15 protein-coding genes are annotated in these 14,974 nt (G+C 64.8%); 13 read left to right on the forward strand and 2 right to left on the reverse strand.

Features of this window, described 5'->3' with window-relative positions:
- Positions 1 to 144: 144 nt before the first annotated feature.
- On the reverse strand, positions 145 to 357 hold the full coding sequence (gene rpmE, locus AOG28_RS11575; RefSeq protein ID WP_054556509.1) for a 50S ribosomal protein L31: 213 nt from the start codon (positions 355 to 357) through the stop codon (positions 145 to 147).
- Between the two features lie 240 nt (positions 358 to 597).
- Here rpmE and AOG28_RS11580 point away from each other — a divergent pair, with 240 nt between their 5' ends.
- The 13 genes from AOG28_RS11580 (at position 598) to tatC (ending at position 13,611) form a co-directional block, all read left to right on the forward strand.
- On the forward strand, positions 598 to 2,856 hold the full coding sequence (locus tag AOG28_RS11580) for a primosomal protein N' (protein ID WP_054556510.1): 2,259 nt from the start codon (positions 598 to 600) through the stop codon (positions 2,854 to 2,856).
- A gap of 239 nt (positions 2,857 to 3,095) precedes the next feature.
- Positions 3,096 to 4,781, forward strand: coding sequence for an arginine--tRNA ligase (gene argS / locus AOG28_RS11585; protein ID WP_054556511.1), 1,686 nt, complete (start codon positions 3,096 to 3,098; stop codon positions 4,779 to 4,781).
- A gap of 3 nt (positions 4,782 to 4,784) precedes the next feature.
- The gene (locus AOG28_RS11590) at positions 4,785 to 5,438 is read left to right on the forward strand and encodes an SPOR domain-containing protein (protein WP_043332968.1); all 654 of its coding nucleotides are present in this window, start codon (positions 4,785 to 4,787) and stop codon (positions 5,436 to 5,438) included.
- 331 nt (positions 5,439 to 5,769) lie between these two features.
- Entirely contained in the window at positions 5,770 to 6,291 is a 522-nt protein-coding gene (gene hslV / locus AOG28_RS11595; protein WP_043332970.1) for an ATP-dependent protease subunit HslV, read from the forward strand.
- A 1-nt stretch (position 6,292) separates the two neighbouring features.
- Entirely contained in the window at positions 6,293 to 7,618 is a 1,326-nt protein-coding gene (gene hslU, locus AOG28_RS11600; RefSeq protein WP_043332972.1) for an ATP-dependent protease ATPase subunit HslU, read from the forward strand.
- A 342-nt stretch (positions 7,619 to 7,960) separates the two neighbouring features.
- The gene (locus tag AOG28_RS11605; protein ID WP_043333080.1) at positions 7,961 to 8,320 is read left to right on the forward strand and encodes a gamma-butyrobetaine hydroxylase-like domain-containing protein; all 360 of its coding nucleotides are present in this window, start codon (positions 7,961 to 7,963) and stop codon (positions 8,318 to 8,320) included.
- A 147-nt stretch (positions 8,321 to 8,467) separates the two neighbouring features.
- Complete coding sequence (gene ubiE / locus AOG28_RS11610; RefSeq protein WP_043332974.1) at positions 8,468 to 9,214, forward strand: bifunctional demethylmenaquinone methyltransferase/2-methoxy-6-polyprenyl-1,4-benzoquinol methylase UbiE; 747 nt, start codon at positions 8,468 to 8,470, stop codon at positions 9,212 to 9,214.
- Positions 9,215 to 9,221: 7 nt separating this feature from the next.
- On the forward strand, positions 9,222 to 9,890 hold the full coding sequence (locus AOG28_RS11615) for a ubiquinone biosynthesis accessory factor UbiJ (protein ID WP_054556512.1): 669 nt from the start codon (positions 9,222 to 9,224) through the stop codon (positions 9,888 to 9,890).
- Entirely contained in the window at positions 9,887 to 11,515 is a 1,629-nt protein-coding gene (ubiB, locus tag AOG28_RS11620; RefSeq protein WP_054556513.1) for a ubiquinone biosynthesis regulatory protein kinase UbiB, read from the forward strand. Before AOG28_RS11615 ends, ubiB begins: the two co-directional genes overlap by 4 nt.
- 201 nt (positions 11,516 to 11,716) lie before the next feature.
- Positions 11,717 to 12,052, forward strand: a complete 336-nt coding sequence (locus AOG28_RS11625; protein WP_043332980.1) for a phosphoribosyl-ATP diphosphatase — start codon at positions 11,717 to 11,719, stop codon at positions 12,050 to 12,052.
- Between the two features lie 109 nt (positions 12,053 to 12,161).
- A complete protein-coding gene (gene tatA / locus AOG28_RS11630; RefSeq protein ID WP_043332981.1) occupies positions 12,162 to 12,416 on the forward strand; it encodes a Sec-independent protein translocase subunit TatA in 255 nt (84 codons plus the stop codon).
- A gap of 5 nt (positions 12,417 to 12,421) precedes the next feature.
- Positions 12,422 to 12,820: a Sec-independent protein translocase protein TatB gene (gene tatB / locus AOG28_RS11635; RefSeq protein ID WP_043332982.1), complete on the forward strand. Its 399-nt coding sequence runs from the start codon at positions 12,422 to 12,424 to the stop codon at positions 12,818 to 12,820.
- Positions 12,820 to 13,611, forward strand: a complete 792-nt coding sequence (tatC, locus tag AOG28_RS11640; RefSeq protein WP_043332983.1) for a twin-arginine translocase subunit TatC — start codon at positions 12,820 to 12,822, stop codon at positions 13,609 to 13,611. The genes tatB and tatC overlap by 1 nt, the downstream gene beginning before the upstream one ends.
- A gap of 159 nt (positions 13,612 to 13,770) precedes the next feature.
- Here tatC and elbB read toward each other — a convergent pair whose 3' ends face one another.
- Positions 13,771 to 14,457, reverse strand: a complete 687-nt coding sequence (elbB, locus tag AOG28_RS11645; RefSeq protein WP_054556514.1) for an isoprenoid biosynthesis glyoxalase ElbB — start codon at positions 14,455 to 14,457, stop codon at positions 13,771 to 13,773.
- Positions 14,458 to 14,974 lie beyond the last annotated feature (517 nt).

Consider the following 14,974-nt stretch of genomic DNA (forward strand, 5'->3'; position numbering starts at 1 on the left):
CATCCCGGGCCGGCTGTCGTGATCGCGACCTCTTCAGGGTGACGCTTGAACGACAGGCACAAAAAAACCCGCTCGTGAGCGGGTTTTTCGTCCATGACGCTGCAAGATGCGCAGCGCCATGAAAGCGACAAGCAGCTGAAGGTATCAGCGCTTGATGGCAGCACCGAAACGCTTGTTGAAGCGCTCGACGCGACCACCGGTGGTAGCCTGCTTCTGCTTGCCGGTGTAGAACGGGTGGCACTCGGAGCACACGTCAAGCGCGAAAGTCTGCTTGGAAGTGGTACCGATTTCGTGCTGCGCGCCGCAGGAGCAAGTTGCGGTCTGGCGCTGGTAGTCCGGATGGATACCCTGTTTCATGATGTGTAACCTCAGGTCGCTGTGCACCGCCACCTGATCACTTGCCAGGCACCGTACACGGGTTTTGGATTGAACCGGTCATTCCGCCGTTTCCGACGGAAGGCCGCGCATTTTACCAGTCATCTGCCGCAAGACCAAACTTTGTGCCGTTTATTGCGGGCAACACTCTGTAGACTGCGTGCCACGGCATATCCCCATTTTACTGAACGCCTCATATCACCTCATATCCGGATACCTTGCGTGCCTGACACTACCGACAAGACTGCGACTCACCTGCCGGGACGTGTGCTGGGCATCGCGATTCCCGGCCCGCTGCGCGATCTGTTCGACTACCTGCCATCCCGCCAGCCGCCTCGCCACGGCTGGCAGGTGGGCCTGCGCGTGCGCGTCGAATTCGGGCGTCGCCAGCTGGTCGGGGTGATCGCCGAGCTGCGCAGCGACTCAAGCTTCCCCATCGACAAGCTCAAGCCTGTCAGCGAGGTCATCGATGACGAACCGCTGCCGGCCGACTGGTTGTGGATATGTCAGTTTACCGCGCGCTATTACCAGCACTCGCTCGGCGACACCTTCGCCCAGGCGATGCCCTCGCTGCTGCGTCAGGGACGCGCCCTCGAGGCGCGTACCCGTGAGCGCTGGACGCTGACCGACAAGGGCCGCGCCACCGAGCCGGCAAGCCTGGGGCGAGCCACCCGCCAGATCGCGTTGCTGGAGCTGCTCGCTCAGCATCGTCATGGCCTGGTGCACAGCGCCATCACCGCCCAGGGCTTCACCCGCCAGCAGCTGGAGACCCTGCGCGGCCGCGGCTACATCGAATCCCGCGAGGAGCCGGTAACCGGCGCCACGCCGGAACAGGCCAACAAAGGCGTGCTCGCCGAACCCGGCCTGGCCCTCAATGATGAGCAGGGTCGCGCCCTCTCGCGTCTGCATGAAGGCCTGAGCCGCTTCTCGCCCACGCTGCTGGAAGGCGTGACCGGTTCCGGCAAGACCGAGGTCTACCTGCAATTGATCGAGGCGGTGCTGGACCGCGGCGGCCAGGCGCTGGTGCTGGTGCCCGAGATCGGCCTGACGCCCCAGACACTGGAGCGCTTCCGCAGACGCTTCCGCGTGCCGCAGGTGATGCTGCACTCCGGCGTCAGCGATGGTGAACGCCTCGATGGCTTCGAAGCCGCCCGCAGCGGCCGGGCGCGCATCGTGATCGGTACCCGCTCCGCCATCTTCACGCCGATGGCCAGACTCGGCGTGATCATCGTCGACGAGGAGCACGATGGCTCCTTCAAGCAACAGGATGGCCTGCGCTATCACGCCCGCGATCTGGCGCTGGTGCGTGGCAAGCAGGAAGGCATACCCGTGGTGCTCGGCAGCGCCACGCCGTCCCTTGAGAGCCTGCGCCATGCACGCGAGGGACGATTCACGCATCTGCACCTGCACCAGCGCGCCGGTCGCAGTCAGCCGGCGCGCCTGCACCCCGTCGACCTGCGCGGCCGCATGACGCTGGGCGGCCTCTCGACCCAGAGTCTGGAGGCGATCGAGAAGCGCCTCGCCCAGGGCGATCAGGTGCTGGTGTTCATCAATCGGCGTGGCTTTGCCCCGACCCTGACCTGCCATGCCTGCGGCTGGATCGCCGAATGCGACAACTGCGATGCGCGCATGACCCTGCATCGTCATCCGCCCCAGCTGACCTGCCACCACTGCGAGCGCACCCGCCCACTGCCGGATGCCTGTCCGGCCTGTGGCAGCGGGGATGTACGCCCGCAGGGCGCGGGCACCGAACGCACCGAAGAGCTGCTCGGCGAGAAATTCCCCGACGTGCCGGTGCTGCGCATCGACCGCGACAGCACCCAGCGCAAGGACGCCATGAGCGAGGCGCTGGCGGTGATCCGGCGTGGCGAGCCTTGCCTGCTGGTCGGCACCCAGATGCTGGCCAAGGGCCACCACTTTCCCCACGTCACCCTGGTGGTGGTGGTCAATGCCGACAGCGGCCTCTATGCCGCCGACTTCCGCGCACTTGAGCAGTCCGCGCAGCTGCTGGTGCAGGTCGCGGGGCGTGCCGGACGCGCCGAGCGCCCCGGTGAGGTGTTGATCCAGACCCGCCACCCGGAAGACCCCAACCTGCTGACGCTGATTCAGGCCGGCTACCCGCAGCTGGCGGGGGAATTGCTCGAGGAGCGCCGCATCGCCCAGCTGCCGCCGTTCAGCCATCTGGCACTGCTGCGCGCCGAGGCCAGCGACCAGCAGCAGGTCGAACAGTGGCTGTTGAAGGTCGGTGGCGCCCTGCGCCAGCACCTCGAGGCTGCCAATCTCAAGGTGGATTGCCTCGGTCCGGTGCCCGCACCGATGGAGCGCCGCCAGAATCGCTATCACGCCCAATTGCTGTTGCGCTGTGCGAAACGCGGCCCATTGCATGAAGCGGCGGCCTGGCTGGTGACGCTCTGCGAGCAGGACCGCGACGCACGCCGCCTGCGCTGGTCGCTGGATGTCGATCCCATCGGCATGGCCTGAGTGATACGCAAGCGGCGTGACAGCCCTTCACGCCGCTTGCGATGAACTGACCACTATCCCTGCAGGCGCGGAATGCGGCGCGATTGATCACGACGGTTTATGCAAGCCGCAGGATCGGTGATAATGCCCGCCATCGTGCAGCGACATCCGCACTCCCCCATTGCCCGCAGGCCTGATGCCTGCAACCGCCTGCTGTATGGCACGCGGTGCGACCCGAGCCGTGAAGAGACCGATATTCCATGAAAGAGACGATCATCGAACTGCTGGGCCAGGCCCTGGAAACCCTCAAGGCCGACGGCACCCTGCCCGCCGACGCCAGCCCGCAGATCAAGGTCGACCCGACCAAGGACAAGAGCCACGGCGACTACGCCAGCAATCTGGCGATGATGACGTCCAAGGCCGCCGGCATGAAGCCGCGCGATCTGGCCGAGAAGCTGATCGCGGCGCTGCCGGCCTCCGATGCCGTCTCCAAAGTCGAGATCGCCGGCCCCGGCTTCCTGAACTTCTTCGCTGATACCGGTGCGGTAGCCGACATCGTGCGTCGCGTCTTCAGCGAAAGCGATAGCTTCGGTCACAGCGACGTGGGCGCCGGCGAGAAGGTGCAGGTCGAGTTCGTCTCCGCCAACCCGACCGGCCCGCTGCACGTCGGTCACGGCCGCGGTGCCGCGGTCGGCGACGTGCTGTGCCGCCTGCTGGCCGCCACCGGCCACGACGTCACGCGCGAGTTCTACTACAACGATGCCGGCGCCCAGATCAACAATCTGGCGCTCTCCGTCCAGGCGCGCGCCAAGGGTCTGGGCCCGGACGATGCCAGCTGGCCGGCCGATGGCTATCGCGGTGACTACATCAGCGAACTGGCCACCTCCTACATGGCCGGCGACACCGTCGAAGCCGATGGCAAGCAGGTAACGGGCGCCGCGGACCCCGATGACCTGGAGGCCATCCGCGTCTTCGCCGTCGCCTACCTGCGCCACGAGCAGGATCTCGATCTCAAGGCCTTCGGGGTCGAATTCGATGTCTACTTCCTCGAGTCCTCGCTCTACAGCGACGGCAAGGTCGAGGAGACCGTCAAGCGCCTGGTCGACAACGGCTACACCTATGAAGACGACGGTGCCCTGTGGCTGCGCACCACCGACTTCGGTGATGACAAGGACCGCGTGATGCGCAAGCGTGACGGCGGTTACACCTACTTCCTGCCCGACGTCGCCTACCACCTCGACAAGTGGCAGCGTGGCTTCACTCAGGTCATCAACGAGCAGGGTGCCGATCACCACTCCACCGTGACCCGCGTGCGTGCCGGTCTGCAGGCTCTGCAGGCGGACATCCCCAAGGGCTGGCCGGACTACGTGCTGCACCAGATGGTCACCGTGATGCGCTCCGGCGAGGAAGTGAAGCTGTCCAAGCGTGCCGGCAGCTACGTGACCCTGCGCGACCTGATCAAGGAAGTCGGCCGCGACGCGACCCGTTACTTCCTGGCCGCACGTCGCGCCGACTCCCAGCTGACCTTCGACATCGACCTGGCGCGCTCCCAGTCCAATGACAACCCGGTCTACTACATCCAGTACGCTCATGCCCGCGTGCACAGCGTGCTGCGCAAGGCCAGCCGCGAAGAGAAGCCCTTCGACGAAGCCCTGGCCATGGCGCAGCTCACCCTGCTGACCAGCGACCAGGAAAAGGCCGTGATGAATCGCATGGCGCAGTTCCCGGACGTCGTCGCCCACGCCGCCAAGGTGCGCGAGCCGCAGCAGGTCGCCCAGTACCTGCAGGACCTCTCCTCCGACTTCCACACCTGCTACAACGCGGTGAAGGTGATGGTCGAGGACGACGCGACCCGCAATGCGCGCATGGCGCTGGGTCTGGCGACCGCTCAGGTCATCCGCAACGGCCTGGCCCTGCTGGGTGTCAGCGCTCCCGAGGAGATGTAAGCCATGGCTGCTCGCCGCCCCGCCAACAAGAAGCCCGCCTCCCGCCAGGGGGCGAGCCCCCGTCGGCAACCCGCTGCCAGCCAGAGTCGTGGTCTGCCCGGCTGGCTGTGGGGCATCATCGGTCTGATCGCCGGCTTCGCTCTCGCGCAGTACTTCGAGAAACAGGCCCCGCGTCTGCCGGTCGCGGCCATCGTGCCCAAGGCCAACACGCAGCAGAACGGACAGCAGAACGGGCAGCAAGCCGCCAAACAGGGCAACCAGCAGCAGAAGGAAGCCCCCGAAGAGTCCGCCGGCAACATGCCGACCTTCGAGTTCTACACCCTGCTGCCGGAAACCGAGGTGATCGCGCCCAAGGTGGATGAGTACAAGTCCACGCCGCGTCCGGGCAGCGCCGAGAGCACCAAGAAGTCCGAGGCCTCGCTGACCAACTACATGTTGCAGGCCGCGTCCTTCCGCGAGATGAGCGATGCCAAGAAGCTGGCCGGCAAGCTCAAGGATCTTGGCCTGCTGGCCAAGGTCAGTGACGTCAACGCCTCCGGTGGTACCGTCTGGCACCGGGTGCAGGTCGGCCCCTACAAGGACACCCGCGAGCTCAATCGCGCCCAGGACCTGATGAACACCCAGGGCATCGAGCCCTTGTTGATCAAGCTGCAGTAAGCCAGGCGTGAGCCTCGCGACAGACGGGCCCGCTCATTTTTGAGCGGGCCCGTTGCATGAGGGCGCAGACCAGGACCGATCGCAGTCAACGCTGAGTCGCCGATGACTTGAAACCCGTATCGGCGCCCCCATCTACAGCATTCCGGTGAGATATCAGGCCCGCGTGCCGCCCATCAGGCGGTGCAGGATCGCGGCAAGCAGTGGCAAGCGCCAGGCTGACGATCACCACCCGTTTTACGCGACGAGGCCACGGCCTCGTCTGCCCAGAAATGCCATGCCCGGCCCCGTTCACCTTATTCCAATCGCCGGCATGCTCTCTCAGGAGTTATCCATGACCACGATCGTCTCCGTGCGTCGCAACGGCCAGGTCGCCCTGGCTGGTGACGGCCAGGTATCCCTTGGCAACACTGTCATGAAAGGCAACGCCGCCAAGGTGCGTCGTCTGTATCGCAATCAGGTACTGGCCGGTTTCGCCGGTGGTACCGCCGATGCCTTCACGCTGTTCGAACGCTTCGAAGCGCAGCTCGAGAAGTATCAGGGCCAGTTGGTGAAGTCCGCCGTGGAGCTTGCCAAGGAGTGGCGCTCAGACCGCGCCCTGCGCAAGCTGGAGGCCATGCTGGTGGTCGCCGACAAGCATGCCTCCTTGATCATCACCGGCAACGGTGACGTGGTCGAGCCCGAGCACGGCGTGCTGGCCATCGGCTCCGGCGGCAACTATGCCGAGGCCGCTGCCCGCGCCCTGATCGAGAATACCGAGCTTTCCGCCCGCGAGATCACCGAGAAGTCCATCTCCATCGCGGCCGATATCTGCGTCTTCACCAACCACAATGCCATCATCGAGGAGCTGTCCTGAGATGTCCCAGATGACCCCGAAGGAAATCGTCAACGCCCTCGATCAGCACATCGTCGGCCAGCCTGAAGCCAAGCGCGCCGTGGCGGTTGCCATGCGCAACCGCTGGCGCCGCATGCAGCTCGATGACGATCTGCGCCCGGAAGTCACGCCGAAGAACATCCTGATGATCGGCCCGACCGGTGTCGGCAAGACCGAGATCGCCCGTCGTCTGGCCAAGCTGGCCGGTGCGCCCTTCCTCAAGATCGAGGCGACCAAGTTCACCGAGGTCGGCTATGTCGGCCGTGACGTGGAATCCATCATCCGCGACCTGGTCGAGGTCGCGATGAAACTGGTGCGTGAAGACGCCATGAAGGAAGTGCGCGACAAGGCCGAAGATGCCGCCGAAGAGCGCATCCTCGACGCCCTGCTGCCGCGTGTGCGTGGCGAAGAGTACGACGCTGCCGCCAACAACAGCAGCACGCGCCAGATGTTCCGCAAGAAGCTGCGCGAAGGCCAGCTGGATGACAAGGAAATCGACATCGAGCTGAGCCCGGCCAGCCAGAGTCTCGATTTCGCCACCCCGCCGGGGATGGAAGAGATGACCAGCCAGCTGCAGTCCATGTTCTCCAACATGGGCAAGCAGCAGAAAGAGAGCCGCCGCATCACCGTCAAGGAAGCGCTCAAGCTGGTTCACGAGGAAGAAGCGGCCAGAATGGTCAGCGATGAAGACCTCAAGAGCCGTGCCATCGAGGCCGTCGAACAGAACGGCATCGTCTTCCTCGACGAGATCGACAAGGTCGCCAAGCGTGGCGAATCCGGCAGTGGCGGCGATGTGTCCCGCGAAGGCGTGCAGCGCGATCTGCTGCCGCTGATCGAAGGCTCCACCGTGTCCACCAAGCACGGCATGGTCAAGACCGACCACATCCTGTTCATCGCCTCCGGTGCCTTCCACCTGTCCAAGCCGTCGGACATGATTCCGGAGCTGCAGGGCCGCCTGCCGATCCGTGTCGAGCTCAACGCCCTGACGCCGGAAGACTTCAAGCGCATCCTGACCGAGCCGTCCGCCGCCCTGATCCGTCAGTACAAGGCATTGCTGGCGACCGAAGGCGTCGAGCTGAGCTTCGCGGATGACGCCATCGAGCGCATCGCCCAGATCGCCTATCAGGTCAACGAAGGCACCGAGAACATCGGTGCCCGTCGTCTGCACACCGTGATGGAGCGTCTGCTGGAAGAGATCTCCTACGAGGGTGGCGATCAGCCCGGCGAACTCAAGGTCGATGCCGCCTACGTCGATGCCCGTCTGGGTGATCTGGCGCGTGATGAAGACCTGTCGCGCTACATCCTCTGACGACACGCTCACGCGCCTGACAGCCCCTCATGGAAGCCAGTCCCGTTCCTGAGGGGACTTCTGACGCCCGATCCGGCTTGGCCCGGATCGGGCGTCAGTGCATCATGCGCACAAGACACATCGACCGGCCAAGCGCCGCGCTCGACGCCTATTGCCTTCGCCATGCCGCCCTGCGCCCCACGCCGCCGCGCGGCATGCAAGCCCGAGGATGCCCCGATGAGCCACGACACTCCCAAGGACGCCGCCGCGTCCCACGACGCTGATACCAGCGGCCAGCAGCGCGACTACCGCCTCAATGAGCGCCATGCCCGCGATGGCGAAGAGGCCCCGGTACCGACGCGCGTGCACTACCACAAGTCAGAGCGCGAACTGGAACTGGGCTACGCCGATGGCCAGAGCTTCCGCCTGAGCACCGAATTCCTGCGCGTGATGTCGCCGTCGGCGGAAGTGCGTGGCCACGGTGTCGGCCAGGAAACCCTGCAGGTCGGCATGCGCTACGTCGGGCTGACCAACATCACCCAGAGCGGCCGCTACGCGCTGAAGCTGCACTTCGATGATGGCCATGACAGCGGCCTGTATACCTGGGAATACCTGTGGGAACTGGCCAATCGCCGCGACGCCATGTGGGCCTACTACCTGCGTCAGCTGGAAGAGGCCGGCGCCTCGCGCGAACCACTGGGCATTCCGCTCAACCAGCTGTAAGCCACTGATGCCACTGGGCGCGGCAAGATGTCCGAGTCGACGTCTTGCCAAAAGACAGCCCGCTGGCCAGCGGTTACAATCGAGCCACTGCGAAAGCTCACCATATTGTGCTGACGTCGCCACGGCGGCGTCACAACAGGGGAAGTCATGGACAAGCGTACGACTCACTTCGGTTATCAGGAAGTTGCCGTGGACGAGAAGGCAGGCCGCGTCGCGGATGTCTTCCACAGTGTCGCCGCCAAGTACGACGTGATGAATGACCTGATGTCGTTCGGCATCCACCGTCTGTGGAAGCGCATCACCCTGGAGCGTGCCGGCGCCCGCCCCGGCCAGTCGGTGCTGGACATCGCCGGCGGCACCGGTGACCTGACGCTGAAGTTTTCGCGTCTGGTCGGCCCGAAAGGCCGCGTGGTGCTCGCCGACATCAATGCCTCGATGCTCAACGTCGGCCGCGACAAGCTGCTCGACCGTGGCGTCGGTGGCAACGTCGAATACGTGCAGGCCAATGCCGAGGCCCTGCCCTTCCCGGACAACACCTTCGACATCATCACCATCGCCTTCGGGCTGCGCAACGTCACCGACCAGGCCAAGGCCCTGCGCTCCATGCAGCGCATCCTCAAGCCGGGTGGCCGTCTGCTGGTGCTGGAATTCTCCAAGCCGGTCAATCCGCTGCTCTCCACCGCCTATGACCAGTACAGCTTCCGGCTGCTGCCCAAGATGGGCGAGATGGTCGCCGGCGACGCCGACTCCTACCGCTACCTGGCCGAGTCCATCCGCATGCACCCCGACCAGAAGACGTTGGCCGGCATGATGGAAGAGGCCGGTCTCGAGCGCGTCGAGTACACCAACCTGACGGGCGGCATCGTCGCGTTGCACCGCGGTATCAAGCTCTGAGGCTGTCATGGCATTGCTGACCCCCCTGCTGTTGGCGACCGCTGAGCGGACGCTGAATCAGCTGCTTGCTCGCGACCCGGCCTCGACGTCGCGCCTGAATGCACTGGCAGGCCGACGCCTGCTGGTGCGTGTCGAACGCCCCGCCTTCGACCTGCTGGTGCATTTCGACCTGCAGGGCCTGCACCTGTTGCGCCTGCCCCAGGCCAACGAGAGCGATGGCGATGTGGTGGTGGAGCTCGACATGGAGACCGCCGCCGCCCTGCTGTCCGGTGAGTCCATCGAGCGCCTGATGTTCGAGGGCCGCCTCGCCGTGCGTGGCCGTATCCATCTGCTGGAGAGCGGCCGTGACCTGGTGATGGACCTCGACCTGGACTGGGAAGGTGCACTCAGTGAGTGGTTCGGCGAAGCCCCAGGCCATAGCCTGGCCAGCGGCCTGCGCAGCCTCGGGCGTTTCGGTCTGATCAGCCGCCGCGAGCTGGAGCTGGACCTGCGCGAGTACCTCACCGAGGAGGCCCGCTGGCTGCCCGGTCAGGCGCAGATGCTTGTCGCGCGCGACGAGCTGACCGAGCTGACCCAGTGTCTGGATCGCACCGAAGCGCGGCTGGCGCGGCTGCGCCGTCATCTCGAGGCCGCCACCTCTCATCAACCTGCCGAGCGGGAGTGCCAGCCGTCGTGAGACTCTATCGCCTGCTGAGCATCCTGTGGGTCATCGCCCGCTACCGCCTCGACGACCTGGTACCGCCGGGGCGCGTGCCGGCCCTGCTGCGCCCGCTGCTCAAGCTGTCGCCGCTGCGTCTGTTCCCCATCGGCAGACGCACGCGCGGCGAGCGTCTGCGTCTGGCGCTCGAGGCCCTCGGCCCGATCTTCATCAAGTTCGGCCAGATGCTCTCGACGCGGCGCGACCTGCTGCCGCCGGACATCGCCGACGAACTCAAGCGCCTGCAGGATCAGGTGCCGCCGTTCGAGAACCAGGTCGCGCGGGAGCTGGTCGAGCAGGAGCTCGAGATGTCGGTCGAGGAAGCCTTCGCCGAATTCGAGGCCCAGCCTCTGGCCTCCGCCTCCATCGCCCAGGTACATGCCGCACGCCTGCACGATGGCTCGGACGTGGTGGTCAAGGTCATCCGCCCGCGCATCGAGGAAGTGATGCGCAAGGACATCGGCCTGCTCTACATGTTCGCGCGCCTGTTGATGAAGGTCTCGCCGGAAGCCCGTCGCCTGCGCCCGGTCGAGGTCGTCGCCGACTACGAGGCGACGCTGTTCGACGAGCTCGACATGCACAAGGAGGCCGCCAACACCTCCCAGCTCAAGCGCAACTTCCTTGACTCGCCGCTGCTCTACGTCCCGGCCATCCACTGGCCACTGACGCGCCGCCGCGTGATGGTGCAGGAACGCATCCGCGGCATCCCGGTCGCCGATATCGAGGAGCTGACCGCGCAGGGCACCGACCTCAAGAAGCTGGCCGAACGCGGCGTGGAGATCTTCTTCACCCAGGTATTCCGCGACAACTTCTTCCACGCCGACATGCACCCCGGCAACATCTTCGTCTCGCGCGAGAACCCGCACGATCCGCAGTTCATCGCCATCGACTGCGGCATCGTCGGCAGCCTGACCCGCGAAGACCAGGACTATCTGGCCCGCAACCTGCTGGCCTTCTTCCGCCAGGATTACTACGAGGTCGCGGCGCTGCATATCGAGTCCGGCTGGGTCGGCGAAGGCACGCGCGCCAACGAATTCGCCGCCGCCATCCGCGCCGTCTGCGAGCCGATTCTCGAGAAGCCGCTCAAGGACATCAGTTTCGGTCAGGTCCTGCTGGGGCTGTTCCAGACCGCGCGCCGCTTCAACATGGAAGTCCAGCCGCAGCTGGTGTTGCTGCAGAAGACGCTGCTCAATATCGAGGGCCTCGGCCGCCAGCTGTATCCGGACCTGGACCTGTGGGCCACCGCTCGCCCCTATCTGGAGCGCTGGATGAAGGAGCGCGCCGGTCCCAAGGCGTTCTGGGCCGAGATGGTCAAGCAGGCACCGGAGCTGTCGCATCAGCTGCCGCAGCTGCCGGCGATGGCCTTCCAGGCCATGGAGCGCATCGAGGACGAGCATCGCGCCCGTCAGCGTCAGACAGAGGCCATCACCACGCTGCGCGACCGGGTCAATCACGCCTCCAGCACCAGCTGGCGGCTGCGCGCGGGCCTGCTGCTGGTGGCCGGCGCGTTCGGCTGGCAGCCCCTGATGGCCTGGGCGGAGACCCAGCCCGTGGCGGTACTGGTGGGCGCAGGACTGGGAATCGTGTTATTGCTGTGGCGCTAGCCGCAGGCAGACATGATGGCCTGACTAGCCCGGCGCGCAACGACACTTGCCGCCCCATGGGACGCAGTGCAATATGAATGACATATAACACTTGCATCCTGAGTCGCCTGCCCACGCCGTGCCGTTTGCCGTGCAAGGTGTGCCGTCAGCGCAGAACTCGATGACTTAACGCAAGACCCAAGCTTTCAGGAATGATGATTCATGAGTGATATTCTCAACCGTCTGTCAGTGGTACTGGCAGAACGGCGCGACGCTGACCCGACCTCCTCCTATGTCGCGAGCCTGCATCACAAGGGCCTCAACAAGGTACTGGAGAAGATCGGCGAAGAGGCGACCGAAACCGTACTGGCCGCCAAGGATTTCGCTCACGACGACGTGGACTCGCAGCGTGCCGTGATCGGTGAGACCGCTGACCTGTGGTTCCATTCACTGGTCATGCTGTCGCACCTGGGGCTGGATCATCAGGAAGTGCTGGATGAGCTGGCACGCCGCTTCGGTGTTTCCGGCCATGATGAAAAGGCCGCTCGCGGTCAGTGAAGGACCCGTATTCTTCCGGCGCAAGTCGGCTTTCCGGCAGCGGTGCCAGCACCCTGCAAGTCTCAAGGCCCAATGACCCGGTGTCAGCGGCCCAAATGGAGAATTTCCCATGTTAGGTGGCATCAGTATCTGGCAGCTTCTCATCGTGCTCGGCATCATCATCCTGATCTTCGGGACCAAGAAGCTGCGCAACGTCGGCTCTGATCTCGGCGGTGCCGTGAAGGGCTTCAAGGGCGCGATGAAGGAAGAAGAGAAGAAGAGCGACGAGCCGACTGCCCAGCAGAAGGTCGCGCATGAGGAAAAGCGTGGCGACACCATCGATGTCGAGGCCGAGAGCCGCGATACCGCTGACAAGCGCTCGTAACCCGCATGTTCGATATCGGCTTTTTTGAACTGGCATTGATCGCGCTGCTGGCGCTGATCGTGCTCGGCCCGGAGCGTCTGCCCCGGGCCGCCCGCACTGCGGGTCTGTGGCTGGGACGCATCAAGCGCAGTGTTTCGGGCATTCAGCAGGAAATCAGTGCCCAGCTGGAAGCCGAGGAACTGCGTCAGACGCTCAACGAGCAGAAGAAGCAGCTCGATGAGACGCTCGCTCATGCGCGCAACGAGGCACGCGATGTCGAGCGCGGCATCACCGAGTCCAGTACATCCCGCGATGCAGGCGCCTCCGGCGCTGAGACCAGCCCCCGCCCTGCCGAGAATGGTGCGCCGGCCACCGAGCCGAGCACTGCTTCCGACACCCGTGAATCACGAGAGCCACGTTCCTGATGAGTGATCCACATGCCTCACCGTCAGGTGGTCAGGGCGACGCCGCACATGCGCCGCTCATCGAGCACCTGATCGAGCTACGCTCGCGCTTGCTGCGCGCCACCCTGGTGGTGCTGGTGGTTTTCGCCGCGCTGTACGGCTTCTCCAACCAGATCTACCTGTATGTCGCCGAACCGCTGATGGCATTGCTGCCACCGGGTTCGCAGATGATCGCCACCGAAGTGGCCTCGCCCTTCCTAGCGCCCTTCAAGCTGACATTGGTGGTGGCGCTGTTCCTGGCGATTCCCGCCGTGCTCTATCAGGCCTGGGCGTTCATCGCGCCGGGCCTCTATGAGAACGAGAAAGCGTTGGCCCTGCCGCTGCTGGCCTCCAGCATCCTGCTGTTCTATGCCGGTGCGGCCTTCGCCTACTACGTGGTGTTCCCGCTGCTGTTCCAGTTCTTCACCACCACGGGCCCCGAGAACGTGGCGATCATGACGGACATCAATCAGTACCTGAATTTTGTCCTCAAGCTGTTCTTCGCCTTCGGGGTGGCCTTCGAGATCCCCATCGCCACCTTCCTGCTGATCTGGACCGGCGCGACCACGGTGGAGGCACTGAGCAAGAAGCGCCCCTATATCGTGATCGCCTGCTTCGTGGTCGGCATGCTGCTGACACCGCCGGACGTGATCTCGCAGTCGCTGCTGGCGATTCCGATGTGGCTGCTGTTCGAGGTCGGCATTCTGGCCTCGCGCCTCTTCAAGCGCCGGCGTGCGGCCTCAGACGATGAGGCATCGCAGGAAGCGCCCTGAACGTGGCTGCCTGCAATCGGGCATCAGAATCAGAGCATCAAAACAGAAAGCCCCGCCGGGTCACCGGCGGGGCTTTCTGTTTCTGGGGGCTTTGTGTTGCCAATGAACTCGCCCACACCAGCCACGCGCTATCACGCCAGACGCACAGGCGTGTCGAGATCAGTCCTGCTCGGCGGCACGCGCCTTGTCGTCCTCGATCCAGCTATCGATGCGCTCGACCAGCTTGAAGATGCCCTGGGCCGCTTCGCTGATGCGCTCCGCCAGCAGGTAGGCCGGGGTGGTGACGACACGGTTGGCGGCGTCGACGACGATGTCCGTCACCTCACAGCTCTTGTGCAGGCCGCCCTGGGCACTGATCGCCCCGGAGACGCTGGCGTCGTTGCCGATGGTGACCGAGATGCCCTCACCCAGCAGCTTGGGCACCATCACCGGCGCGATGCACATCACACCGATCGGCTTGCCGGCCGCATGGAAGGGCTGCACCGCGTCCTGCAGGCCCGCGACGAGCTCGAGGTCCTCACCCTTGACGGCAAAGTCACACAGATTCTTGGCGGCGCCGAAGCCGCCGGGCAGGATCAGTGCATCGAAGTCGTCCGCTGACAGCTCTTCCAGCGGCCGCACCTTGCCACGTGCCAGACGCGCGGACTCGACCAGCACGTTGCGGGTCTCCTCCATCTCGTCGCCAGTGCCGTGATTGATCACGTGGTGCTGCGCGACATCCGGTGCAAAGCACTCATAGGCAATGCCCAGCTGATCGAGACGCAGCAGCGTCAGGGTAGTTTCATAGATCTCGGAGCCATCAAAGACACCGCAACCGGAAAGGATCAGGGCTACCTGCTTGGTCATGGGTTACTCCATTGACGATGAGCTGTGCACGGCGATTGCCGAACAGGTCAGAAAAGACTAATACAAGCGCGTAACTGATTCGAATGCCGAGCCTCATTTCATGCCCGGCGTCATGCTCGGCGTCATGCCAGGCGCGAGACGCTTCAGCGGCACCGAAGATGCGCGACCGCCACGCGGCAGACAGTGACAGGCGTGCAGGCGAGGCATGTCACTGCGCATCCTCTCAAGACTATGGGCGGCCCTGGCACAACTCAAGTGCTGCTCCTCGTCCACTCGCATGCCATCAAGGCTCTGGTGCCGGAGGCTTGCCGCGGTTGTCCGGAGGGGTCTGTCAGGCCCCACACCCGCCCATCAGGGCCGTGCATGGGGCGCGACACCGCGACACATCTCCTGCACCTGTGGCCACAAGTCAACGCTGATATACTCAATTGACCCTGCCACAGGGACGACGGCTCCCGTCACGGGCCACCCACTTGCAGGCCGCAAGCCAAGCCTTCTCGTCGCCCGACAGACGTCT

This window comes from Cobetia sp. UCD-24C, from assembly GCF_001306765.1.
In the GTDB taxonomy this organism is placed as follows: domain Bacteria; phylum Pseudomonadota; class Gammaproteobacteria; order Pseudomonadales; family Halomonadaceae; genus Cobetia; species Cobetia amphilecti.